18 protein-coding genes are annotated in these 22,490 nt (G+C 72.8%); 7 read left to right on the forward strand and 11 right to left on the reverse strand.

Annotated features, from left to right (window positions below; translation table 11 throughout):
* Positions 1-31: 31 nt before the first annotated feature.
* The 3 genes from aspT (at position 32) to F9C41_RS13875 (ending at position 5,343) form a co-directional block, all read left to right on the forward strand.
* Positions 32-1,717 (forward strand): aspartate-alanine antiporter, encoded by a 1,686-nt coding sequence (gene aspT, locus F9C41_RS13865; protein ID WP_230689575.1) that lies wholly within the window; start codon positions 32-34, stop codon positions 1,715-1,717.
* Between the two features lie 102 nt (positions 1,718-1,819).
* A complete protein-coding gene (locus F9C41_RS13870) occupies positions 1,820-3,052 on the forward strand; it encodes an FIST signal transduction protein (RefSeq protein WP_155387192.1) in 1,233 nt (410 codons plus the stop codon).
* Positions 3,049-5,343, forward strand: a complete 2,295-nt coding sequence (locus F9C41_RS13875) for a putative bifunctional diguanylate cyclase/phosphodiesterase (RefSeq protein ID WP_155387193.1) — start codon at positions 3,049-3,051, stop codon at positions 5,341-5,343. Before F9C41_RS13870 ends, F9C41_RS13875 begins: the two co-directional genes overlap by 4 nt.
* Positions 5,344-5,350: 7 nt before the next feature.
* On the opposite strand, the gene F9C41_RS13880 is transcribed toward F9C41_RS13875, so the two are convergent.
* Complete coding sequence (locus tag F9C41_RS13880; RefSeq protein WP_155387194.1) at positions 5,351-5,701, reverse strand: DUF2203 domain-containing protein; 351 nt, start codon at positions 5,699-5,701, stop codon at positions 5,351-5,353.
* A gap of 237 nt (positions 5,702-5,938) precedes the next feature.
* Between F9C41_RS13880 and F9C41_RS13885 the strand changes: the two genes are divergently transcribed.
* Positions 5,939-6,436: a DUF6232 family protein gene (locus F9C41_RS13885; RefSeq protein WP_155387195.1), complete on the forward strand. Its 498-nt coding sequence runs from the start codon at positions 5,939-5,941 to the stop codon at positions 6,434-6,436.
* A gap of 92 nt (positions 6,437-6,528) precedes the next feature.
* Here F9C41_RS13885 and F9C41_RS13890 read toward each other — a convergent pair whose 3' ends face one another.
* The 8 genes from F9C41_RS13890 to F9C41_RS13925 all read right to left on the reverse strand — a co-directional run bounded on the left by F9C41_RS13890 (position 6,529) and on the right by F9C41_RS13925 (position 16,023).
* A complete protein-coding gene (locus tag F9C41_RS13890; protein WP_155387196.1) occupies positions 6,529-9,225 on the reverse strand; it encodes a PEP/pyruvate-binding domain-containing protein in 2,697 nt (898 codons plus the stop codon).
* 81 nt (positions 9,226-9,306) lie between these two features.
* On the reverse strand, positions 9,307-9,783 hold the full coding sequence (locus F9C41_RS13895; protein ID WP_155387197.1) for a MarR family winged helix-turn-helix transcriptional regulator: 477 nt from the start codon (positions 9,781-9,783) through the stop codon (positions 9,307-9,309).
* A 106-nt stretch (positions 9,784-9,889) separates the two neighbouring features.
* A complete protein-coding gene (locus F9C41_RS13900) occupies positions 9,890-10,531 on the reverse strand; it encodes a response regulator (protein WP_230689576.1) in 642 nt (213 codons plus the stop codon).
* Between the two features lie 8 nt (positions 10,532-10,539).
* Entirely contained in the window at positions 10,540-11,781 is a 1,242-nt protein-coding gene (locus tag F9C41_RS13905) for a sensor histidine kinase (protein ID WP_196279758.1), read from the reverse strand.
* 45 nt (positions 11,782-11,826) lie between these two features.
* Positions 11,827-12,792, reverse strand: a complete 966-nt coding sequence (gene egtD / locus F9C41_RS13910) for an L-histidine N(alpha)-methyltransferase (protein WP_155387200.1) — start codon at positions 12,790-12,792, stop codon at positions 11,827-11,829.
* Positions 12,789-13,523, reverse strand: coding sequence for an ergothioneine biosynthesis protein EgtC (egtC, locus tag F9C41_RS13915; protein ID WP_155387201.1), 735 nt, complete (start codon positions 13,521-13,523; stop codon positions 12,789-12,791). The genes egtD and egtC overlap by 4 nt, the downstream gene beginning before the upstream one ends.
* Complete coding sequence (gene egtB, locus F9C41_RS13920; RefSeq protein WP_155387202.1) at positions 13,523-14,824, reverse strand: ergothioneine biosynthesis protein EgtB; 1,302 nt, start codon at positions 14,822-14,824, stop codon at positions 13,523-13,525. Before egtB ends, egtC begins: the two co-directional genes overlap by 1 nt.
* Entirely contained in the window at positions 14,821-16,023 is a 1,203-nt protein-coding gene (locus F9C41_RS13925; RefSeq protein WP_407924700.1) for a glutamate-cysteine ligase family protein, read from the reverse strand. The genes egtB and F9C41_RS13925 overlap by 4 nt, the downstream gene beginning before the upstream one ends.
* A 264-nt stretch (positions 16,024-16,287) precedes the next feature.
* On the opposite strand from F9C41_RS13925, the gene F9C41_RS13930 reads away from it, so the two are divergent.
* Positions 16,288-16,476 (forward strand): hypothetical protein, encoded by a 189-nt coding sequence (locus F9C41_RS13930; protein ID WP_155387203.1) that lies wholly within the window; start codon positions 16,288-16,290, stop codon positions 16,474-16,476.
* 170 nt (positions 16,477-16,646) lie between these two features.
* On the opposite strand, the gene F9C41_RS13935 is transcribed toward F9C41_RS13930, so the two are convergent.
* Positions 16,647-18,947 (reverse strand): glycoside hydrolase family 18 protein, encoded by a 2,301-nt coding sequence (locus F9C41_RS13935; protein WP_230689578.1) that lies wholly within the window; start codon positions 18,945-18,947, stop codon positions 16,647-16,649.
* An 87-nt stretch (positions 18,948-19,034) separates the two neighbouring features.
* Positions 19,035-20,012: a nickel/cobalt transporter gene (locus F9C41_RS13940; RefSeq protein WP_155387204.1), complete on the reverse strand. Its 978-nt coding sequence runs from the start codon at positions 20,010-20,012 to the stop codon at positions 19,035-19,037.
* Positions 20,013-20,219: 207 nt separating this feature from the next.
* On the opposite strand from F9C41_RS13940, the gene F9C41_RS40660 reads away from it, so the two are divergent.
* Positions 20,220-20,756 carry a hypothetical protein gene (locus F9C41_RS40660; protein WP_196279759.1) on the forward strand — a complete coding sequence of 179 codons (537 nt, stop codon included), beginning with the start codon at positions 20,220-20,222 and terminating at the stop codon, positions 20,754-20,756.
* Between the two features lie 186 nt (positions 20,757-20,942).
* Positions 20,943-22,460 (forward strand): arabinosylfuranosidase ArfA, encoded by a 1,518-nt coding sequence (arfA, locus tag F9C41_RS13950; protein WP_155387205.1) that lies wholly within the window; start codon positions 20,943-20,945, stop codon positions 22,458-22,460.
* Positions 22,461-22,490: the final 30 nt, after the last annotated feature.

The raw sequence follows: 22,490 nt of genomic DNA on the forward strand, positions 1-22,490 counted from the left end.
ATATGAGGGAACTCATGGGCGGGGGTGCGGGGTGCTCGACTGGCTGGGCGACCTGCTGCGCAGCATCCCCGGGCTGGCCCTGTTCGGCTGCCTGGCGGCCGGTTTCACGCTCGGCCGGGTGCACTTCTGGAAGATCACGCTCGGCGGGGTGGCCGGCACGCTGCTGGTCGCGCTCGCCGTCGGCATGCTGGACGTCACCCTGAGCCCGGAGCTGCGCAACGTCGCGTTCGCCCTGTTCATCTTCACGCTGGGTTACCTGGCCGGACCGTCGTTCTTCGCGAGCCTCAACCGCAAGGCGCTGCGGTATGCCGTCTTCACCGTGATCCAGGTGGTGACGCTGGTCGCGCTGGTCTGCGCGGCGACCGTGGCGCTGCGGCTGGACCAGGGCACCGCGGCCGGGCTGCTGGCCGGCGGGACGACGTCGTCGTCGGTGCTCGGCACCGCCGGGGAGGCGATCGGCGCGCTGCCCGTCGGCCCCGCGCGGGTCCACGAGCTGCAGTCCAACCTGGCCACGGCGTACTCGATCGCGTACATCTTCAGCCTGGTCACGCTCATTCTGTTCACCAGCCAGTTCGTGCCCATGCTGATGCGCGTCGACCTGCGCGAGCAGGCCGGCGTGCTGTGGCGCGCACTCGGCGGCGAGCCCGAGCGGTCGGACAGCACGACCCGGGCGGTGCCCGGCATCGTGGGGCGGGTGTACGAGGTCACGGCAGCGCACGGGCGCACTCTCACCCAGTTGGCGGAGGCGCTGGGCCCGGACGCGGCGGTGGAGCGGCTGCGTCGCGGTGGCGAGATCACGCCGGTCGAGCCCGGCATGGTGCTGCGGACCGGCGACCGGCTCGTGGTGGTCGGCAGGCGGGAGGCGCTGCTGCAGGCGGAGCAGCTGATCGGGCCGGAGACGCTCGGCACCGGAGGCGACCCGCTGAGCCTGGACGTGGCGGAGGTCGTCATCACCGATCCGCGCTTTCGCGGCTGGACGCTGGAACGGCTGCACCAGCAGGTCCCACCGCGCGGCGTGTTCGTCACCGGCCTGTCCCGGATGGAGCACGAACTGCCGATCAAGCCGTACACCGACATCACCACCGGCGACACGGTGCGACTCACCGGCGCGGCGCACGACCTCGACGCGTACACGCCGCTGCTGGGGGTGCGGATCGACCCGGCGGTCAAGGCGGATCTGAGCTTCATCGCGCTCGGCGTCGTGGTGGGCATGCTGGTCGGACAGCTGTCCGTGCCGATGGGCGGGGTGCCGCTGTCGCTCGGCATCGGCGGGGGCTGCCTGTTCAGCGGCCTGTTCTTCGGCTGGCTGCGGGCCCGGCACCCCACCTACGGGCAGTACCATCCCGCCGCCGCCCAGGTGATCCAGCAGTTCGGGCTGGCCACGTTCGTCTGCGCGGTCGGGCTCAGCGCGGGCCCGGCCGCGATCACGCTGCTCGAGCGGTACGGGGTGCTGCTGCCGGTGATCGCGGTGCTGGTCACCGTGATCCCGGCGCTGTTGAGCCTGTGGGTGGGCGGCCGGTTGATGAAGCTGCCCGCGCCGCTGGTCGCCGGGGCCATCGCGGGCCAGCAGTGCAGCACGCCCGCGGTCGACGCGGTGCGCAAGGCCGCGGGCAACACCACACCCCTGCTGGCGTACACCATCGTCTATGCCTTCTCCGCGGTGCTGCTGCCGCTGCTCGGACCGTTGATCGTGGCACTGGCGGGGGCGCTGCGATGAGCGTGATCTTTGGCAGCCTGCCCGGTTAGCGCGTTATGGTCGCTTTGTGAAGTACCAGGTCAGGCGACCCGTCCAGGTCCGCGCCGCGTTTCGGGAGGGATCATGACTGTCGACGATCCCGCGGGCCGGACCGAGCGGAGCGCGGCCACCACGGCCACGGCCGAGAAGCTGCGCGTCGGGGTGGGCTACAGCGACGCCGCCGACGCGGTCGAGGCCGGGCGCGCCGCCTCCGCCGACGCCCTGGCCGGCCTGCACGGCGCCACCCCGGCACTGATCGTCATGTACGCCTCCGTCTCCTACGACCTGATCGCGCTGCTGCACGCGGTGCGCCGGGCCACCGGCAAGGCGCCCCTGGTCGGCGCCACGACCAGCGGGCAGTTCCACGACGGCCGGCTGATCAACCCCGGCCTCGGGGTGTCCGTGCTCGCGCTGTCGGCGGGTCCGTACCGCTTCGGCGTCGCCTCGGTCACCGGCGTCACCGAGGACGGCGACGCCGCCGGGCAGCGCCTGGCCCGGGCCGCCCGCGCCGCCGCCGGACCCGAACCGGCCGCGCACGCCGCCCTGCTCCTGCTCACCACCGGACTGGCCGGGCACCAGCAGGAGCTGCTCAACGGGGTGCACAAGGTGCTCGGCGCACCGGTGCCCGTGGTCGGCGGCAGCGCCGGCGACGACCGCCTGCTCATCCGCACCTGCGTGTTCGAGAACGACAACGTGCTCACCGACGGCGGGGCCACCGGCGTCTGGATCGCCGCGCCGACGCCGCTGTCGGTCGTCGCCGAGCACGGCTGGCACGACGTCGGCCTGCCGCTGCTGGTCACCAAGTCCGACGGCCTGGAGATCCAGGAGATCGCCGGCCGCCCCGCCGTCGAGGTGTTCCAGGAGCACTTCCACGACGACGTCAACTTCGAACGACCCGGCCTGGTCAAACCCGCGCCCGGTTACCTGTCGGCGTACGCCTTCGGGCTCATCCAGCCCGACGGAAGCAAGCTGATCCGCGGCGCGTACATCGACGACGAGGGCCTGCTCAAGACGTTCAGCCCGCTGCCGCTGTACGCCCCGGTCCAGATCGTGTCCTGCCGCGCCGAGGACCTGCTGCGGGTCACCGGCGACGTGGTCCGCCGGAGCCTGGCCGGCCGCGACGCGGCGGTGCTGCTGGCGTTCAGCTGTGTCGCCCGCCTCGACGTGCTGGCCGAGCAGGGAGCCGAGGAGGCGGCCCTGATCCAGGACGCCGCGGGCGACGTGGCGACCTTCGGCTTCTACACCTACGGCGAGTTCGCCCGGACCACCCGCGTCGCCGGATACCACAACGCGACCCTGACCGCGATCGCGCTGTGACCGCCGCCGTGCCTGCCGACAGCGAGATCGAGCAGCTCAGACAGCAGCTTGCCGAGGCCGTCGACGCTGCCCGGGACGCCTACCGCGACACCACCCGGCTCATCCAGCTGCTGGATCTGCTCGGTCGCCCGGCCGGCTCGGCGGAGCTGATGGGCGACATGCTGAACGTGCTCTCCGACGCCTTCTTCGCCGACGTCGTCTGCATGGCCCGGGTGACCGGCGACCGGCTCATCGTGTCCGGGTCGTGCGGGCTTCCCGAGGACGACCCGGCATACACCGAGGGCTGGCCGGTGGGCGAGGCCGCGCGCCGCACCCTGGCCACCACCGAGCCGACCGCCCTGCACGGCGACGTGCCCGGCGAGGACGCCCCGGGTTCGGTGGCGGGCCTGGGCATCCGGTCCGCCGCCTGGATCCCGCTGTCGGCCGAGCCGTACGCCGACACCCTGCTCGTCCTGTTCCGCAGCCTCGACCAGCCGTTCGCGGTCGCCGACCTGCGCATGCTGACCTCGGTCGCGGCGCGCCTGCACATGGCGCTGGAGGAGCGCGAGCGCCACGCGATCATCGAGCAGCTGGCCCACTACGGCCACCTGCTGGCCCGCCACCTGGAGGTGGAACCACTGCTCGATGAGGCCGCCGACCTGCTGCGCCGGCTCACCGGCGCGGACCGGGCCTGGGTGGTCACCGTCGAGGGCGGCGAGGGCCGGCTGCGCGCGCACCGCGGCATGCCGCCCGAGCTCACCGCGGCCTGGCCCGTCTCCGCGAAGAGCCTCGACGACCTGCCCGCCTGCGACGCCGGGCTGCCCGAGACGCTCAAGGTCGCCGTCGCCCGGGAGAACGGCGCGACCACGCTGCTGTGCGCCGGACGCGAGCGCCGCCGGCCGTTCGCCCAGGGCACCCTCGAGATCATGACGATCTTCGCGAACTACCTCGGCGTCGCGCTCACCAACGCCGAGCTGTATCGCGCGCTCGCCGACCGGGCGACCCGCGACCCGCTCACCGGACTGGCCAACCGCAGCGCGCTGGTGTCGCACCTGGACACGCTGCTGGCCGCCGACGAAGCGACCCGGGTCGGCGTGCTCTTCTGCGACCTCGACGGGTTCAAGGCCGTCAACGACCTGCTCGGCCACGAGGCCGGCGACGAGCTGCTGATGCAGGTCGCCGACCGGCTGCGCAGCAGCGTACGCCCCGACGACCTGCTCGCCCGGTTCGGCGGCGACGAGTTCGTCATCGTGCTCGACGGGGTCAAGCAGCTGTCCGAGGTGGCCGAGATCGGGGCCCGGGTCTGCGCCGACCTGGACGACCGGCTCGTGGTCAGCGGCGAGCAGGTGCACGTGTCCGCCAGCATCGGCGGCGTGCTCGGCATCCGCGGCCAGGCCACCCCGAGCACCATGCTGCGCGACGCCGACGCGGCCATGTACGTGGCCAAGGCCCGCGGCAGCGGCCAGGTCGAGGTGTTCGACGAGGACGCCTCGCACCGCTCCCGCGACCGGCTGGACCTGCGTTCCGAGCTGCTGCTCGCGCTCACCCGCGGCCAGCTGCACCTGGCGTACCAGCCGATCTTCGCGCTGGACACCCGCGCCATCGTCGCCTTCGAGGCGCTGCTGCGCTGGACCCACCCGCACCATGGCACGGTGCCGCCGGACGTGTTCATCCCGCTGGCCGAGGAGACCGGGGCCATCGTCGAGATCGGCCAGTGGGTGCTGGCCCAGGCCTGCCGCCAGCTCGCCCAGTGGCACCGCCTGCCCGAGGGCCGCGGCCTGGGCATGAGCGTCAACCTCTCCCCCGTGCAGCTGCACCAGGCCCGCGCCGCCGAGCGCACGCTGGACGTCATCCGGGCCGCCGGGCTGCACCCCGCCGACATCTGGCTGGAGATCACCGAACACAGCTACCTGCGCCACGAGGTCACCGAGTACGCCGGCGCGCTCGGCGCGGCGGGGGTGCACCTGGTGCTCGACGACTTCGGCACGGCGTACTCGAACCTGAGCTACCTCAAGCGGCTGCCGGTCGAGATCCTGAAGATCGACAAGTCCTTCGTCAGCGGGGTGACCGGCGCGGGCGGCGGCCACCTCGACCTGAGCATCGTGCGGGCCATCCTGGCCATCGCCGACTCGCTCGGGCTGGTCGCCATCGCCGAGGGCATCGAGACCGAGGACCAGCGCGCGGCACTGCGGGCCCTGGGCTGCCGCCTCGGGCAGGGCTACCTGCTGTCCCGGCCACTGCCGGCCGCCCAGGCGGGGCTGCTGCTGCGCCCCCAGGAGCAGCTGCCCGCCCGCGTCCAGCGCGGCGCCTGACCCGCCTTCAGCAGGGGCGGCGGCCCGCGAAGCCGGTGTCGCTGCGGTGGTACCAGTCGATGCCGTCGTCGCCTTCCAGCCAGCACCAGCGCACCGCACGGCCGTCGAGCTCGCCGGGGAAGTCCAGCAGCAGTGGGGCGAAGCCCTTGACCTCGATGTCGGCGTCGGCGATCTCCTCCAGCCCGGCATAGAGCCGTGCTTCGAGGGCCTTGGCCTCGGCCAGCCCGCCCAGCTCGCTGTGCCCGCCGGTGTCCAGATCGGCGCGCAGTTCGGCGAGGTCGGCGCGTACGCCGATGAGCTCTTCGAGCTGCGGCATCAGCGCGGCGAGCCGGGTGCGCGCTTCGTCCAGGGTGAACATCATCCCAGTATGTCGACCCCGCGCCAGCTCACCGCGCCAGGGGCGAACCCCACCCCGCCGCCGCGCCCCGCCCCGCCGGGCAAGATCGCTCGACTTGCCAGGCAGGTGGGCGGAAGCGTGACCAAGATACGCACAGGGGCCAGGCAAGTCCGGTGATCGAGGCCGGGGCGGATTCACTCACGGTCGACTTGGTCACTCTGCGCGATCCTAAGACAACGCTGAAGCGTCGGAGGGGTCGTGATCACCTACTATCGTGATGAGACGGTGGCGGTGACCTCGACGTACATACAGGTCGAGGACCGCCGGTTCCGCCTCTCCGAGCTGCGCTACGTCTGGCACCGCCAGGAGCGCCCGGACTGGCAGGTGCGCCGCCGCACGGCCGGGCGCGGGATCCTCAACCTGTTGATGATCCTGTCCGCCTTCGCCGGGTTCGTCGCGCTGGTCGGGCTGATCGCATCCGCCTACGGCGAGTCCCGCGTCGCCGCCGCCCTCGGCAGGCTGCCGTTCCCGCGCGACACCCTGTTGCTGGTGGCGGTGCTGCTGCTGGTGCTCGGCCTGGTGCCGCTGCTCTGGGAGTGGGCCCTGCACCGTGTCGACGACAGCTACGACCGCGGCAACGCCATCTACGAGGCCTGGGCCGAGACCCAGGGCACCCAGGTCCTCCTGCTGCGCATCGACGACGCCGCCCGCTTCGGCAAGATCTACCGAGCCCTGCAACGCGCCCTCGGCCAGTGACCGACCCCGCCCACCGGGCGGCCCGGCGACGGGGGGTTGTACGGGGCGGGCGGCCCGTGGGGGTGGCGGGCCGCCCGGGTGGGGATGGGTGGTCAGGTGAGGGTGACGGTGCCGGCGGCGCCGTCGACGGTGATCTGCTGGCCGGTGGTGATGCGGGCGGTGGCGTCGGGGACACCGACGACCGCGGGGATGCCGTACTCGCGGGCGACCACTGCCCCGTGCGAGTTCGCCCCGCCCATCTCCATGACCAGGCCGCCCGCGGTGAGGAACAGCGGGGTCCAGCCGGGGTCGGTGGACGGCGCGACGAGGATCTCGCCGGGCTCCAGGTGCGCGCCGACCGGGTCGAGGATCACCCTGGCGGTGCCAGTCACCACCCCGGCCGAGGCGGGCGTGCCCGTCAGCGCCCCGTCGGCGCTGCCCGCGGCCGCCTTCGCCGCGGGTTCGGTGCCGTCGGACAGCAGCACCCGCGGGATGTGGCGGCGGCGCAGCTCCTCGTCGTACGCCCGGCGGCGCGCCTCGACCAGCTCCCGCTGGTCCGTTCCGGACAGTGCCGCACGGGCCTCCGCGAGATCGAGGAAGAACACGTCGTCGGCCTCGGTGAGCCGCCCCTGCTTGGCCAGCTCGGCCCCGATCAGGGCGACCTGCTGCCGGCAGGCCGCGATGATCCGCACCATGTAGTACTTGGGCAGCTCGCGTACCCCGGCCAGCTGCCGGGCCCGGCCGAGCATGGCGCGCACCAGCCTGCCGCGCAGGCGGCTGCGCCTGGCGGCCCGGCCGGCGAGTGTGTCCACCATCGCCTCGGCCGCGGCCGCGCCCTGCGCGAACAGCCGGTCGGGCGTCAGCGCGGAGCCGTCGGCCGGGTCCGTCCGCAGGTAGTTGGCCAGCACGCCGAGGAGGTAGCGCGGGTCGTCGGACCAGCGCGGCATGCCCATGTCGATCTCCGCGACGGCGCGGTGGCCGTACCGCGCGAGGAACTCGGCGATCCCGGCCTGGGCCGCCGCGGGCATGGTGCCGGCGGTGTACCGGTGCGCGAGCTCGTCCACCTTCGCCGTGCCGAACAGCCGGGCCGTGGCGTCCTCGGCGCGCAGCCGGACCGCCAGGTGCCACAGCTCCAGGTCCATGTCGGTGGTGACGTTGTGCGGGATGCCGCGCAGCACGGCCTGCACGTCGCCGACCGCGGCGTCGGCCCCGAGCAGCCGGTCGGCGATGCCGAGGGCGGCGAAGCCCGCCGCGGCCACCGGCATGACCCGTGGCAGCAGCGGGATGACCTCTTCGCCGAGCACGTGCTCGACGAAGTCCAGCCGCTCGGCGGCGGTGGCCCCCTCCGGCACGGTGAGCCGGCTCTCCAGCTCGGCCCCGACCCGGTCCACCGCGGCCAGCCCGCGCTGCGGTTTGGCCAGCGCCTGCACCAGCCGGACCGGCACCCGGTGCCGCACGGCCGTCCGGCCGACCCGGCGCACGAAGGGCAGGCGCGAGCGGCGGGTCACCGTGAACCGCGGGTCCTCGAACAGCTCCAGGAAGATCGCCGCAGAGCGGGCCTCCATGACCCCGAGGATCTTCGGGATCAGGGTGCGGCCCATGGTGCTGCGCACGGCGGTGGTGACGTCGATGAACAGGCGCTGCCCGGCGGGGGCGAATACGGCGGGACCGGCGAGCGGGTCGGCGACGCCGAAGCCGAACAGCCGCGCGGCCGACGAGGCCAGCACCCGGAACGCGGCCATGCCCATCGGCGTGATCGGACGGTACAGGCCCTGGGCCACGCTGAAACAGAAGTAGGCCCGGGTGTCCGCACCGGCCGGCGGGGCGTGCTCCGGCAGCGGGAACAGTGTCGTGACGGGACGGGCCTGGGTCAGCCACAGCGCGCCGTCGCCGTCGATGGCCCACTCGGTGTCCTGCGGCGCGCCGTAGTGCGCCTCGACCCGGTCGCCGAGCGCGGCCAGCGCGAGCACCTGCGCGTCGGTGACGCAGGCGGTGTCGCCGCCCGCGGGCAGCGTGACGTGCTCGGTGCCGCCGCCGGGCAGCGACCGGATGGCCAGCCGCTTGTCGCCCAGCCGCCGGTCGAGGATCACCCCGGCTGCGGTGTCCACCACGAAGTGGTCGGGGTTGACCGCCCCGGAGACGACGGCCTCGCCGAGCCCGGGGCTGGCGTCGACGACGGCCTGGCGGCGACGCCCGGTCACCGGGTTCGCGGTGAACAGCACCCCGGCCACGGCGGAGTCGACCATCCGCTGAACGACCACGGCCAGGCGCACCGTGCGGTTGTCGATGGCGTGCGTGGCCCGGTAGACCACCGCCCGGTCGGTCCACAGCGACGCCCAGCAGCGGCGTACGGCGTCGACCACGGCGTCCTCGCCGACGATGTTGAGGTAGGTGTCCTGCTGCCCGGCGAAGCTGGCGAACGGCAGGTCCTCGGCGGTGGCCGAGGAGCGCACCGCCACCGGCACGCCGTCGCCGAGCCGGGCGTATCCGGCGGCGACCGCGGCGGCGATGTCCGCCGGGATCGGGGCGGCCAGCAGCGCCGCCCGCGCCCGTCCGGCCAGCGCGGTGAGCGCGGGCACGTCGGTCGGCGCGGTGCGCGCCAGCTCCTCGTGGATCTCGTCGAGCTGCGCGGTGTCGGCGACCACCCGGTATGCCTCGGTGGTCAGGCACAGCCCGGGCGGCACCGGCAGCCCGGCCCGGGTCAGCACGCCCAGGTTGCCGGCCTTGCCGCCGACCACGGGCAGCATCCCGGCGTCGATGTCGGCGAAGTCGAGGACGAGGTCGGTGGCGGGGGTCAAGGTGGCGCTCATGCCCTCGCCTCGCCGCGCTCGGCTCCGACATGAGTCACCGTGGTCATGATTCGCTCGCTGCGCTCGCCCGCGACCCGGGTCTCAGGCCACATGATCCGCTCCCTGCGCTCGCTCATCGAGATGTCTCCTTGAGGCCTTGCCGAGCAGCGCCATGGCCTCGCTCACCTGGCGCTGCTCGTCGTCGGTCAGGTACGCCATCAGCTGCCGTTGCGCCTGCGCCCGTACGCGCTCGAAGGCGCGCAGGTAGTCGCGCCCGGCCGGGGTGATCCGCAGCCGCTTGGCCCGCCGGTCGGCGGGGTCCTCCGCGCGCTCGACCCAGCCGCGCCGCACCAGCTGGTCGATCAGCCTGCTGGTCACCGACATCGACCGGCCGACCTGCTCAGCGAGGTCCCGGACCGTGGGGTGCGGTCCGGCGTCCAGGGCGTAGAGGCTGGCCATCTGCAGCAGGTTGGGCTCCTCGTCGCCCATCCGGCGGAGCAGGCCGAGCAGGAAGTCCGGGATGAGCGCGCGCCGGAACAGCCCGATGTCCTCGGCGAGCTGGTCGCGCTGCGTCTCCACGGCACCTGCCTTTGCTTGCGACTTCGCAACTAATGCGTTAACACAAGCTTAACGCGATGCCATGGCATCAAGTCAACACCTGATGAAATATTCGCGGCCGCCCGTCTCACCGGCTGTCCAGGCCCGCCCGGTAGGCCACCCGGGCGGCCTGGACCCGGTTGTCCGCGGCCAGCTTGGCGAGGATCGCGCTGACGTAGCCCTTCACCGTGCCCTCGGTCATGAACAGCTCCGCGCCGATGTCGGCGTTGGACAGTCCCCGCCCGATCAGCCGCAGCACGTCGACCTCCCGCGGGGTCAGCGACTCCAGCTGCGCCTTCTCCTGCGGGGTGAGCCGCGGCGCCTGCTCGACGATGGCGTCGATGACCTGCCGGGTGACCACCGGGTCGAGCATCGCGTGGCCCTCGTGCACCGCCCGCAGCGCCCGCAGCAGTTCCTCGGGCGGCGAGTCCTTCAGCAGGAAACCCGCCGCCCCCGACCGGATCGCCTCGTCGACGTACTCGTCGGTGTTGAACGTCGTCAGGATGATCACGTGGGGCGGTGTGTCCAGCTCCAGCAGTTGGCGGGTGGCGGTCAGCCCGTCCATGCCCGGCATGCGGATGTCCACCAGCGCGATGTCCGGCCTGGCCCGCCGGGCCGCCTCGATCGCGCTGCGCCCGTCGCCCGCATCGGCCACCACCTGCAGGTCGTCCGCGGCGTCGATGATGGTGCGCAGGCCGCGCCGGATGATGTCGTTGTCGTCGACGATCATTATCTTGATCATGAGTTGCCCTCTCCCGCGCTGACCTGCGGCTGCGCCGCAGCACCGCCGTCCGGCGGGACGGCCCTGGGCTGCCCGGCGGGTGGGATGAGCGCGGTCACCCGGAACCCGCCACCGGGCAGCGGCAACGCTGCGAACTGCCCGCCGAGCAGGTCGACCCGCTCGCTCAACCCGATCAGCCCGTGGCCGGAGCTGGGCAGACCCGCCCCGCGCCCGCCGGGCGGCCGGTCGTTCTCCACCGTGACGTGCACCCCGTCGGCGGCGCAGCGCACCCCGACCCGCACCGGCGCGCCCGGCGCGTGCTTGACGACGTTGGTCAGCGACTCCTGGACCAGCCGGTACACCGCCCGCTGGGTCTGGTCGGCCAGCAGCTCGGGGAAGCCGGTGACGTCCAGCTCGACCGGCATCCGACCCACCCCGCGCATGCGCTCCACGAGAGCGGGCAGGTCACGCGCGGTGGGCTGCGGGGCCAGCGGGGCCCGGTCACCGGCTGCGCCGCGCGCGTTCAGCAGACCGAGCAGGCCGCGCAGTTCGGTCAGCGCCTCGCGGCCCTCGGCGCGGATGCGGTCCACCTCCGGGCGCACCGCGGGCGCCTGCGCCTCCGGGACGCTCTGCAGCGCGGTGGCCGTGACGACCATGTTGCTGACCCGGTGCGCCACCACGTCGTGCATCTCCCGGGCGATCCGGGCGCGCTCGGCCCGGCGCGCGGTCTGCGCCATCATGTCCCGTTCCCGCTCCAGGTCACCGGCGCGGGCGCGCAGGCTCACCACCAGGTCCTGGCGCACCCCGGCGGCATAACCCAGCAGCAGTGGACCGAGGGCGAAGGACAGGGTGTACGCCCACGCGCGCACGTCGGGGGCCAGCCCTTCGGCGGCCGACAGCGCCTGCACGCCTACCCCGAACACGGACAGCACGCCCAGTTGCCACCACTGCCGGGTGAGGACACCCATCGTGTACATCATCACCGCGAACGCGAACGGGGTGAACGCCAGCAGATGGCAGACCGCCACGAACAGCGTGGTGAGCAGCGGCCAGCGCCGCCGGGCCAGCAGCGACAGCCCGCCGGCGATGGTGAGCAGCTCGGCCGGGACGGTGTGCCCGAGCAGCCTCGGCGCGCTGGCACCGACCAGCTCGTCGACCTGTCCGACGATCAGCGCGATGGCAGTGACGACGAAGTCGAACCAGGTCAGCCGGGGCTTCTCGGCGGCGTCGCCGGGCAGGCGCGGCCGCAGATCCCCCATACCCGACATCTCACCACCAACGCCGTGGCGCAGGAGCCGAACCGGCTACTCCACGGCCCGCGCCAGCGTCACCGCGAAGCGGCCCTGCGGGTCGGTCCACCAGCGCGCCGCCTTGAACCCGGCCCGGGCCAGCTCGGCCTCCACCCGCACCCGGTCGAACTTCGCCGAGACCTCGGTGCGCAGCTCCTCGCCGGCCTTGAAGTCCACGTCCAGGTCGAGCGCGGGCACCTCCACCCGCATGTCGCGGGTCGCCCGCAGCCGCATCTCGATCCAGTTGTGCTTCGGGTCCCACAGCGCCACATGCTCGAACGCGGTGAGGTCGAAGTCGGCGCCCAGGTTGCGGTTGAGCACCCGCAGCACGTTCAGGTTGAACTCCGCGGTCACCCCCGCCGCGTCGTCGTACGCCGCGACCAGCGTCTGCGGGTCCTTGACCAGGTCCGTGCCGAGCAGCAGCCACTCGCCCTCGTGCAGCACGTCGCGCAGCTCCTCCAGGAACGCGGCCCGCTCCACCGGGGGCAGGTTGCCGATCGTGCCGCCCAGGAACACCACCATCCGGCGCCCGCCCTCCGGGATGCGGTGCAGGTCGTGGCTGAAGTCGCCGACGATGCCGTGCACCTCCAGGTCCGGGTAGTCGCCGTCGATCGCCTTCGCGGCCGAGCGCAGCGCCGTCTCCGACACGTCCAGCGGCACGAACTGGGCCAGCGTGCCCGTGTCGTGCATGGCGTCGAGCAGCAGCCGGGTCTTGTCCGACGACCCGGAACCCAGCTCCACCAGCGTCTTCACGCCGGTCTCCTGGGCGATGTCGGCGGCGTGCTCGGCCAGCACGGCGCGCTCGGCCCGGGTCGGGTAGTACTCGGGCAGTTGCGTGATGCGTTCGAACAGGTCGCTGCCGTACGCGTCGTAGAACCACTTCGGCGGCAGCCACTTCGGAGAGGAGGTCAGGCCCTCACGGGCGTCCTCGCGCAGCTGCTCACTCAGGTCGTCGGGTGTGAGGTACACGTCGAGCTTCATAATTCCTCCACGGTGTACGTGGCCGGGTGCGCCACCACCAGTCGGCGGTCGGGCACCTGCACCCAGCCGGGGTCGTCGTCGAAGGGCTCGGAGGCGACCACCACCCGCCCGGGCGAGTGGTGCACCGCCAGCGCGTGCCCGTAGGTAGTCGCGTACGCCTTGTCGCCGTCGGTGAGCAGCAGGTTCAGCCGGGAGCCGTGCGCGGTGGCGCTCACCTCCGCCACCGTCGCGTGCAGCGCCTCGGCCGGGCCGTAGCCGGCGCGCAGCCGGTTGCGCACCAGCGTCCACACGAACGCCGCGTCCGTGGGCGCGTCCATCGTCAGCAGATCCGTCACCGGCAGCCGCTCGGCCAGCTTCGCGACCGTGTCCGGCCAGCCCGCGACGAACCCGTTGTGGCTGAAGAACCAGCCGTCCCCGCTGAACGGGGCACACGCGTCGTCGGTCACGGTCAGGCCCGGCGTCGCCGAGCGCACCGCCGCCAGCAGCGCGCCGGTGACCGTGACCCGGGCCAGCGCGGCGAAGTTGCGGTCCGTCCAGATCGGCACCGCCCGCCGGTAGCGCACCGGGCCGGCCGGGGTGTACCAGCCCGCCCCGAAACCGTCCACGTTGATCGTCCCGCCGCCGCGCATGTCGCGGGGCGCCCAGGACTGGTGCTGCAGCCCGTAGGGCGGCTCCACCAGCAGCGCCGCCAGCGGCACCGGCGGACCGAGATAGACCAGGTGGCGGCACATCAGTCGGCCAGCTCCCCCGGACGCGGGTCGCGGGCGCAGCGGAAGCCGCTGAAGATCTGCCGCCGGATCGGGTAGTCCCAGTTGCGGAACGTGCCCCGGCAGGCCGCCGCGTCGGTGCCGAACGAGCCGCCGCGCAGGACGCGGTAGTCGTCACCGAAGAAGACCTCGGAGTACTCGCGGTACGGGAACGCCCGGAAGCCCGGGTAGCCGTACAACGGCGAGCTGGTCCACTCCCACACGTCGCCGATCAGCTGGTGCACACCCGCGGGTGAGGTGCCCGCGGGGTAGGCGCCGACCGGCGCCGGCGACAGGTGCCGCTGGCCCAGATTGGCGTGCTCGGGCGTCGGATCCTCGTCGCCCCACGGGTAACGCCGCGAGCGCCCGGTCGCCGGGTCGAAGCGGGCCGCCTTCTCCCACTCGGCCTCGGTGGGCAGCCGCCGCCCGGCCCAGGCCGCGTAGGCGGCGGCCTCGTGCCAGCTCACGTGCACCACGGGCTCGTCGCCGACGATCGGCTCTCGCCGCCCGAACCGGGTGTACGTGCCGTCGCCGTGCCAGTGCCCCGGGCCGGTCAGCCCGGCCTCCTGCCGGTGCGCCCAGCCCTGCGGGCTCCACCAGCGCGGATCGTCGTACCCGCCCGCGTCGACGAACGCCTGGTACATAACATTGGTGACCGGCGCGCGGTCGATGAAGAACGGCGGCACGTCGACCAGGTGCGCGGGCCGCTCGTTGTCCAGCGCCCACGCCTCCAGCGAGGTGCCCATCTCGAAGGGGCCGCCGGGGATCAGCGCCTCGCCCGCCACGATCGCCTGCGACGGCGGGGGTGGCACGGCGACCAGCACCGGGTCACCGGTGCGCAGCTGGTGGGTGGCCAGCATGGTCTCGTCGTGCTGCTGCTCGTGCTGGATGATCATGCCGAACGCGAAACCCTGCTCCACCAGCGGCCGGCCCTCCAGCTGCACCGTGTCGAGCAGGTCCAGCACCTTCTCGCGCACGGTGCGCACGTACGCCCGCGCCTGCGCCGGCCCCAGCAGCGGCAGTTGCGGCCGGGCGCCGCGCGGGTGCTTGAACGCGTCGTAGAGCTGGTCGATGTCGGCTCGGACCGGCTCGCCGCCGCCCACGTCGCGCACCAGCCACAGCTCCTCCTGGTTGCCGATGTGCGCCAGGTCCCACACCAGCGGCGACATCAGCCGGGAGTGCTGGCGGACCAGATCGTCGTCGTCCACCGCGTCGGTCAGCCCGACGCTGCGCTGCCGGGTCCGGGCCAGTTCCGCGGCGGCCCGCTCCCGCAGTCCGGTGCTCATCTGACGCCTCCCTCGCGTAGTCGCCGTCCCACCACGTCCCTCACCGCCTTGGCAGTCGCGGCGGGCAGGTCGGTGTGGTCCAGCGCGGCGCAGGCCAGGTCGAGCAGAGGCGGGGTCACCGCGGCGATCGCCGGGTCGGCCAGGCCGTGCCGGGCCGCCTGCACCCAGCGCCCCGCCGCAGGAGCGGCCAGCGCCGCCGCCGCGTCGACGGTCTCCTCCCGGGCGAACAGCGCGACCAGCACCGCGACCGGGGCCACCCAGTCCATCCCCGACTGCATGTCCAGGTAGCGCACCTCGAAGTAGCCGCGCGCCCGTACCGGCGGGAACAGCGTGCTCAGGTGGTAGTCGAGGTCCGCATAGGTCGGGCCCGGGGGGATCGCGCCGTCGATCCAGTCCGCGAACGTGACTCCCGACGGCGCCTCCCATGAGCCGTCCCGGCGTACGCACAGCAGCGGTGTGTCCAGCACCCGCCGCGCCCAGCCGGCCACCGGATCGGCGTCGTCGGCGGGCGGCCCGTTGCGCATCGGGTCGGCGGCCAGGCAGGCCCGCATCCGCGCCGACGCCCAGCCGGTGTCCACACCGGCGTGCCGGGACGAGTTGGCGAACGCGGCGACCAGCGCCGGGCCCACCGCGTGCAGGGCCCGCCAGCGCGGCGCGACCCGCTCGGGCAGCCCCACGTCGAGGCACACCTGCACGCTGGCCGTCCCGCACATCCACTGCCTGCCGTACGGGCCGAAGCGGTCGAAGACGCGCTCCATCGTCGCGTACCGCGGAGTGTCCAGGATGCGGCCCGGCCGGCGGTGGGCGTCGCAGCCCCGCCCATCCAGTGCCAGGCCCGCGTGTTCGAGGAGGCCGGTCAGCTGCCGAAGGTCCGCCGTGGTGGCGTCGAGCAGCTCGGCGAGAGAGTCGCTGGTTTCGGTGGAGATCTCCACCTGCCCGCCCGGTTCGAGGGTGACCCGGCCGCCGTACGGCAGCGGGGTCTGCGGGCTGTCCGGCACCAGGCTGCGGGGGGCATGCTCGCCCAGCGCCGAGCCGAGTGCTCCCGGATCGACCGGCCGCGCCGGATCGTCCAGGTGGTGCGTGGTCCACTCGAGTTCGATGCCCACCCGCCCGGGCGGCCCGGTCTTGAAGCACACCTTGGCCACATAACCTTCGGCCTCGGCCCGGTCCGCGATCCGCACCCCCGCGTCCCGCACCATCTCCCGCTGCACCACCACATTCACCCCCGCCCATCACCACCGGTACGTGAGACCGCCCAACATACTCCCCCAACTCCACCCCCACCCCATGATTCCCCCTCACTCACCCACCCCCCTTCCCCGTTGATCATGAACTTATGGCACGGCTCGACGGCGTGTCGTGGCCCTAACTTCATGATCGATGCTGGGTGGGTTCGATGGGGCTGCCCGTGGGATTCCCCGATCAGGCGATCTCGAACCATCGGGCGGGCGGACAATGGCCACATGCAGCCCGAACCCCGCGAATCGCCGAGCTTGGACGAGGTGCTCGCCGAGGAGGCCGACTTCGCCAGCGAGCATTCGCGCACCAGTACCAGCGAGGCCGTCAGCGCCGGCGAGGACCTGCACTCAGGCTCGGACATACCACACGGCCTGGGCGGCATGGACATGAAACGCCTCCGCCTCCTCGACTGACCACCGCCCACCGCCCACCGCCCACCGCCCACCGCCCACCGCCCACCGGGTTGATCATGAAGTTATGGCAGTGACACGCCGTCGAGCCGTGCCATAAGTTCATGATCAACGCGGAGAACCGGTGAGCCCCGCCAGGCCGAGGGCCGGGCGGGGCTCGGTGGTGCGGGGGGTTACGGGAGGGCGTTGAGGAAGGGTTCGTGGGAGTTGCTGAACTCCCAGTTGTAGTAGCGGTCCCAGTTGATGGACCAGGTCATCAGGCCGCGGAAGTCGGGGCTGGTGCCGCCGCGCAGGGTGTAGCCGCCGCAGTTCTGGTTTTTGACCAGGCAGTTGACGGCCTGTTGGACCTGGGCGGGGGTGGTGTATCCGCCGCCCGCGCTGACCGCGGCCGGCACGCCGAACGCGATCTGGTCCTCCCGCAGCGCGGGGAACGTGACGCCCGTGTTGGCCACGGTGAAGCCTGCGGCCAGCATGTCGGTCATGGCGATGTGGAAGTCCGCCGCGCCCATGTTGTGGTACTGGTTGTCCAGCCCCATGATCGGGCCGGAGTTGTAGTCCTGCACGTGCAGCACCGTGATGTCGTTGCGCAGCGCGTAGATCACCGGCAGGTACGAACCGGCCCGGTTGTCGCAGCCGCTGCAGGTGCCGCCGTAGAACTGGTACCCGAGCTGCACGAAGAACGTCTCCGGCGCCATGGTCAGGATGAAGCCCGAGCCGTAGCGCGCCTTCAGCGTGCGCAGCGCGGAGATCAGGTTGACGATGACCGGGGTGGTGGGGTTCCGGATGTCGCCGTCACCGGCGTTCAGGAACAGCGAGTGGCCCTCGAAGTCGATGTCGAGGCCGTTCAGGCCGTACTTGTCGATGATGGCGCTGACCGAGTTGACGAACGTGTCCCGCGCCGCCGTGCTGGTGAGCTGGACCTGCCCGTTCGCGCCGCCGATGGAGATCAGCACCTTCTTGCCCTGGGCCTGCTTGGCCCGGATGGCGGCGATGAAGTCGGCCTCGCTCTCCACATTGGGGCACTCGGCGACCGGGCACTGCCGGAACCGGATGTCACCCGAGGTCACCGAGGTCGGCTCACCGAAGGCCAGGTTGATGATGTCCCACGAGGACGGCACGTCGGCCATCCGCAGGTACCCGGACCCGTTGGCGAAGCTGGCGTGCAGGTAGCCGATGAGCGCATGCTTGGGCAGCCCGGTGTTGACGCAGCCCGTGGTGGTCGCGCTGACCGCCCCGCTCTTGGCCGACTCGCCGGAGGCGTTGTACGCGGCGACGGTGTAGGCGTGCGCCGAGCAGGTGGCCAGGCCGCTGACCGTCGTCGAGGTGCCGGTCACGGTGGCCCGCACCGTCGTGCCCTCGTACACCCGGTAGCCGGTCGCGCCCGAGGACGCGGACCAGGACAGCGACACCGAGGTGTTGGTCGTGCCGGTGACCGTCAGGCCGGTCGGCGTCGGCGGCACCGTGGTGCAGCCCGTGGTGGTGGCACTGACGCCACCGCTCTTGGCGGACTCGCCGGAGGCGTTGTACGCGGCGACCGTGTAGGTGTGCGCCGAGCACGCCGCCAGACCGGTGATCGTCGTCGAGGTGCCGGTCACGGTGGCCCGCACCGTCGTGCCCTCGTACACCCGGTAGCCGGTCGCGCCGGAGGAGGCGTTCCAGGACAGCGCGATCGACGTGTTCGTGATCGTGCCGACGGTCAGGCCGCCCGGGGTCGGCGGCACCGAGGTGCAGCCGGTGGTGGTGGCGCTCGCCGCGGAGGTCTTGGCCGACTCACCGGTCGAGTTGTACGCCGCGACCGTGTAGCTGTGCGCCGAGCACGTCGCCAGGCCGGTGATCGTCGTCGAGGTGCCGGTCACGGTGGCCCGCACCGTCGTGCCCTCGTACACCCGGTAGCCGGTGACCGTGCCGCTCGACGCGCCCCACGACAGGGCGATCGAGGTGTTGGTGACGGTGCCGACGGACGGGTTGCCCGGCACGCCGGGCACGCCGGTGCCGCCGGGGCCGTCGAGGCTGATGTCGTCGGCGAAGTAGGTGCCCTGGCCGTACCAGCCGTGCGTGTACACGACCACGCTGGTCTGCGACGCGCCGGTGGTGAAGTTGACGGTGAGCTGCGTGAACGCGGCCGCACCGGGGGTCCAGGTGGACGCGCCGCCGTCGATGCCGAGGTACACGTAGTTGCCGCGCACCCAGCCGGTCAGCGAGTACGCCGTGTTCGGCTGCACCGCGACGGTCTGCGAGCACTTGGCGTTGTCCGATGCCGACGCCGCACCCTGCAGCGCCTTGGTGCCGGTGCGCACCGGGCTGCTCACTACAGAGCCGAGGCCGCCGGTGCAGCTCCACGGGGACAGTGTGCCGGTCTCGAAACCGGGGTTGGCCAGCAGGTTGGCCGCCGACGCCGGGGTGGCGACGGCGAGGACGCCGACCGCGACCAGCAGCGACAGGGCGGCGGCGAGTGAGAGTGGTCTTCTGGTCACGGGCCCTCCTCTTAATGGATGGCCCTGATTATTAACTCTCTTAACTGTTAATGTCCATGCCAGATTGATGAAGCTCCATTGTGGATCTCAGGCCAGCAGCGCCGTGGTCGCCACCCCGACCCCGACCACGATCACCGCGGACGAGGTGACCAGCGGCAGCAGCCGCCAGGCGCGGTGCGACATCCAGGCGCGCGGCGCCCGTTCCAGCCGGTCGCGCATCCGGGTCAGCAGCAGGCCGATCCCCAGCAACGACGCCGCCATCCCCGCCCCGTACGCCGCCACCAGCAGCACGCCGTACCAGGCCCGGCCCAGCGCCACCGCGCCCAGCAGCACCACCACGGCCGACGGGCTCGGCATCAGACCACCCGCGAGCCCCATCGCCACGACCCCCCGGCCACCGGGCCGCCGCGCGCCGTGCCCGGCGCAGCCGTCGTGCCCGGCGACACCGTGCGTGCCATGTCCGCCGTGCGCCTCATGCGCGCCGTGTCCGCCGTAGCCGCCCGCGGGTGCGTGGGCACCTTGCCCGTGCCCGCCGGCCCGGTCCCGCCAGGCCCGGCGGAGCAGCGACAGCCCCACGGTGACCACCAGGGCTCCACTCAGCACGGTGAGCAGCGTGTACACCCGGTGCGGCACGAAATGCAGCCCGCCGGCCAACACCACTCCCAGGACCAGCACCCCGGCGGTATGGGTGAGCGCGACCGTGCCCGCCACCGAGACCGCCTGCCGCAGCGAACCGCGCTCGTTCACCAGGTACGTCGCCATCAGCAGCTTGCCGTGCCCGGGGGCCAGCGCGTGGCCCGCGCCGAGCGCCAGCGCCACCCCCATCGCCAGCAGGGCGAACCCCGGCGTCAGCTCCTGCCGGCCGACCAGCCCCGCGAACTCGGCCGTCAGCCGCCCCAGCAGCAGACCGTGCTCGTGGCCGTCCTCGGCCAGGCCCGCGGACCCGCCGCCGGTGTCCCCGGTCGCCCACCACACGGCCAGCCCCACGCCGACCAGCCCGGCGACAGCCGCCAGGACCGGCGCGGCACGCAGGCTCCGCCCCGCCGACCGCACTGCATCCGCCATCGCCCGCCCCCTCGCTCTGCGGGCTCAACTCGGGACATATCGGGATAGAAACGGCTACCGATCGGTGGTATCACGCGCGCCCGTTTTATGGAGTCTCATCCGTGATAGCACGTATCCAGGGCAGAAGATCCGCGTTGACCAGGTGTGCAGCAGCCCGGCCAGCCCTCCTACCCGCCGTCCGCCCGGACGGCCAGAGAAGGACGACCCATGCGTATGACCCGAGAGCAGTCCCGTCTGGCCTGCCTCGCCGCTCTCGCGACCGCGCTCACCGCGATGGTGGTCGCCTCCGTGATGTTCCTGTTCGTCGCGCCCGGCACCGCCGGCCCCGACGACCGGACCAAGCACCGCGGCTACGGCTCGCACAGCCCCTCCGCCCGCCCGAGCGACAGCCCGTCCGAGTGGCCCTCGGAAGGCCCCTCCGAGTCGGCGACGCCGTCGACCGGAGTCTCCGGCACCCACCACGACGACGGCGGGGATGACGACGACGATGACGATGGCGACGGTGGCGACCACAACGGCGATGGCGGTGGCGGCGGCGATGACGAGCTGCCGCGGACCGGCGTCTCGGGTCCGTCGACGTCGACCATCCTGCTCACCGGACTGACCGTGCTGCTGCTCGGCGCGGGCGCGCTGTGGCTGGCCGCCGCGATGTCCCGCCGCCTGGAGGGGACCCGCCTGAAGGCGCAGGCCGCCGGGGCCGTCGCCGCCCTGCGCCGTCGCCCGAGCCCCCGCCCTCGCGACTGAGCCCGACCCACACCGACCGTTTTTTATAGACGGTGGCCTATCCAGATGACTTCGATCGCCGAGGATTCATCTGGATAGGCCACCGTCTATCAGAGGACGGGTGTGCCCGCGCTGTTCCCGGGGTTCGGTGGAGCGATATTTTCGCGGCTGTGGACGGGGCGCGCCGGGTGCGCGAAGCTGGCCGTCATGCCCGCACCCCGTACCGCCGAGATCTTCCTCGACCCGCACTTCACCACCGGTGAGGTGGACCCGCTGCTGTTCGGCTCGTTCGTCGAGCACCTCGGCCGGTGCGTGTACACCGGACTGTTCGAACCCGGCCACCCCGCCGCCGACGCCGCCGGCCTGCGCACCGACGTGCTGGCGCTGATCCGCGAGCTGGGCGTGACCATGGTCCGCTACCCGGGCGGCAACTTCGTGTCCGCATACCGCTGGGAGGACGGGGTCGGTCCGGCGGACCTGCGGCCGCGGCGGCTGGACCCGGCCTGGCGCACGATCGAGACCAACCGGTTCGGCCTCGGCGAGTTCACGGCCTTCACCCGCGCCGCCGGGCTGGAGCCGATGATGGCGGTCAACCTCGGCACCCGGGGCATCACCGAGGCCGGCGACCTGCTGGAGTACTGCAACCATCCGAGCGGCACCACCCTGTCTGACCTGCGGGGCGCGCACGGCGCGCCGGAGCCCTACGGCATCCGGCTGTGGTGCCTGGGCAACGAGATGGACGGGCCGTGGCAGGTCGGGCACAAGACCGCCGACGAGTACGGCCGCCTGGCCGCCGAGACCGCCCGGCTCATGCGGATGGTCGACCCGTCGGTGCGGCTGATCGCCTGCGGCAGCTCCGGATCGGGCATGCCGACGTTCGGCGACTGGGAGTCGACCGTGCTCTCGCACGCGTACGACCAGGTCGACTACCTGTCCCTGCACGCCTACTACGACCCCGACGCCACCGACCAGGGCTCCTACCTGGCCAGCGCGCAGGACATGGAACGGTTCATCACCGACGTGATCGCGCTGTGCGACGCGGCCCGCGCCCGCCACCGCTCGACCAAGCGGCTGTCACTGGCGTTCGACGAGTGGAACATCTGGTACATGTCCCGGCAGCGGCCCGGCCAGGGCGAGTGGCCGCGCGCGCCGCGGCTGCTGGAGGACGTGTACACGGTCGCCGACGCGGTGGTGCTGGGCAGCCTGCTGATCACGCTGCTGCGCCACTGCGACCGGGTCACCGCCGCATGTCTGGCGCAGCTGGTCAACGTCATCGCGCCGATCATGACCGAGCCGGGCGGGCCCGCCTGGCGGCAGACCACGTTCCACCCGTTCGCCCAGGCCGCCCGGTATGCCCGCGGCCAGGTGCTGCGACTGCACATCACGTCGCCGACTTACGAGACCCCGAAGTACGGCGACGTACCGCTGCTGCACGCCACGGCGGTGCACGGCGAGGACGGCGTGCTGACCGTCTTCGCGGTCAACCGCGACCCGGCCGCGAGCCTGCCGCTGACCGTGCACCTCGGCGGATTCCGCACCGCCGGGCCGGTGAGCCACTCCGTGCTGGCCGACGCCGACCCCACCGCCGTGAACACGATGGCCGAGCCGGACCGGGTGACCCCGCGGGACGAGCCCGCACCCGCGGTCGAGAAGGGACGCCTCACCCTCGCGCTGCCCCCGCTGTCCTGGAACGTGATCCGCCTGCCGCTTACGGCGGCGCACTGACGCCGCCCGAGCGCCGCCCCGTCACCGCAG

The organism is Catellatospora paridis (genome assembly GCF_009720365.1).
GTDB classification, from domain to species: domain Bacteria; phylum Actinomycetota; class Actinomycetes; order Mycobacteriales; family Micromonosporaceae; genus Catellatospora; species Catellatospora paridis.

Excerpts from the sequence above, each read along its gene's own strand:
- F9C41_RS13870 (WP_155387192.1), top strand. The coding sequence starts at position 1,820 with ATGACTGTCGACGATCCCGCGGGCCGGACCGAGCGGAGCGCGGCCACC.
- F9C41_RS13880 (WP_155387194.1), bottom strand. The coding sequence starts at position 5,701 with ATGTTCACCCTGGACGAAGCGCGCACCCGGCTCGCCGCGCTGATGCCG.
- F9C41_RS13890 (WP_155387196.1), bottom strand. The coding sequence starts at position 9,225 with ATGAGCGCCACCTTGACCCCCGCCACCGACCTCGTCCTCGACTTCGCC.
- F9C41_RS13900 (WP_230689576.1), bottom strand. The coding sequence starts at position 10,531 with ATGATCGTCGACGACAACGACATCATCCGGCGCGGCCTGCGCACCATC.
- F9C41_RS13905 (WP_196279758.1), bottom strand. The coding sequence starts at position 11,781 with ATGGGGGATCTGCGGCCGCGCCTGCCCGGCGACGCCGCCGAGAAGCCC.
- egtD (WP_155387200.1), bottom strand. The coding sequence starts at position 12,792 with ATGAAGCTCGACGTGTACCTCACACCCGACGACCTGAGTGAGCAGCTG.
- egtC (WP_155387201.1), bottom strand. The coding sequence starts at position 13,523 with ATGTGCCGCCACCTGGTCTATCTCGGTCCGCCGGTGCCGCTGGCGGCG.
- egtB (WP_155387202.1), bottom strand. The coding sequence starts at position 14,824 with ATGAGCACCGGACTGCGGGAGCGGGCCGCCGCGGAACTGGCCCGGACC.
- F9C41_RS13925 (WP_407924700.1), bottom strand. The coding sequence starts at position 16,023 with ATGGTGCGGGACGCGGGGGTGCGGATCGCGGACCGGGCCGAGGCCGAA.
- F9C41_RS13930 (WP_155387203.1), top strand. The coding sequence starts at position 16,288 with ATGCAGCCCGAACCCCGCGAATCGCCGAGCTTGGACGAGGTGCTCGCC.
- F9C41_RS13940 (WP_155387204.1), bottom strand. The coding sequence starts at position 20,012 with ATGGCGGATGCAGTGCGGTCGGCGGGGCGGAGCCTGCGTGCCGCGCCG.
- F9C41_RS40660 (WP_196279759.1), top strand. The coding sequence starts at position 20,220 with ATGCGTATGACCCGAGAGCAGTCCCGTCTGGCCTGCCTCGCCGCTCTC.
- arfA (WP_155387205.1), top strand. The coding sequence starts at position 20,943 with ATGCCCGCACCCCGTACCGCCGAGATCTTCCTCGACCCGCACTTCACC.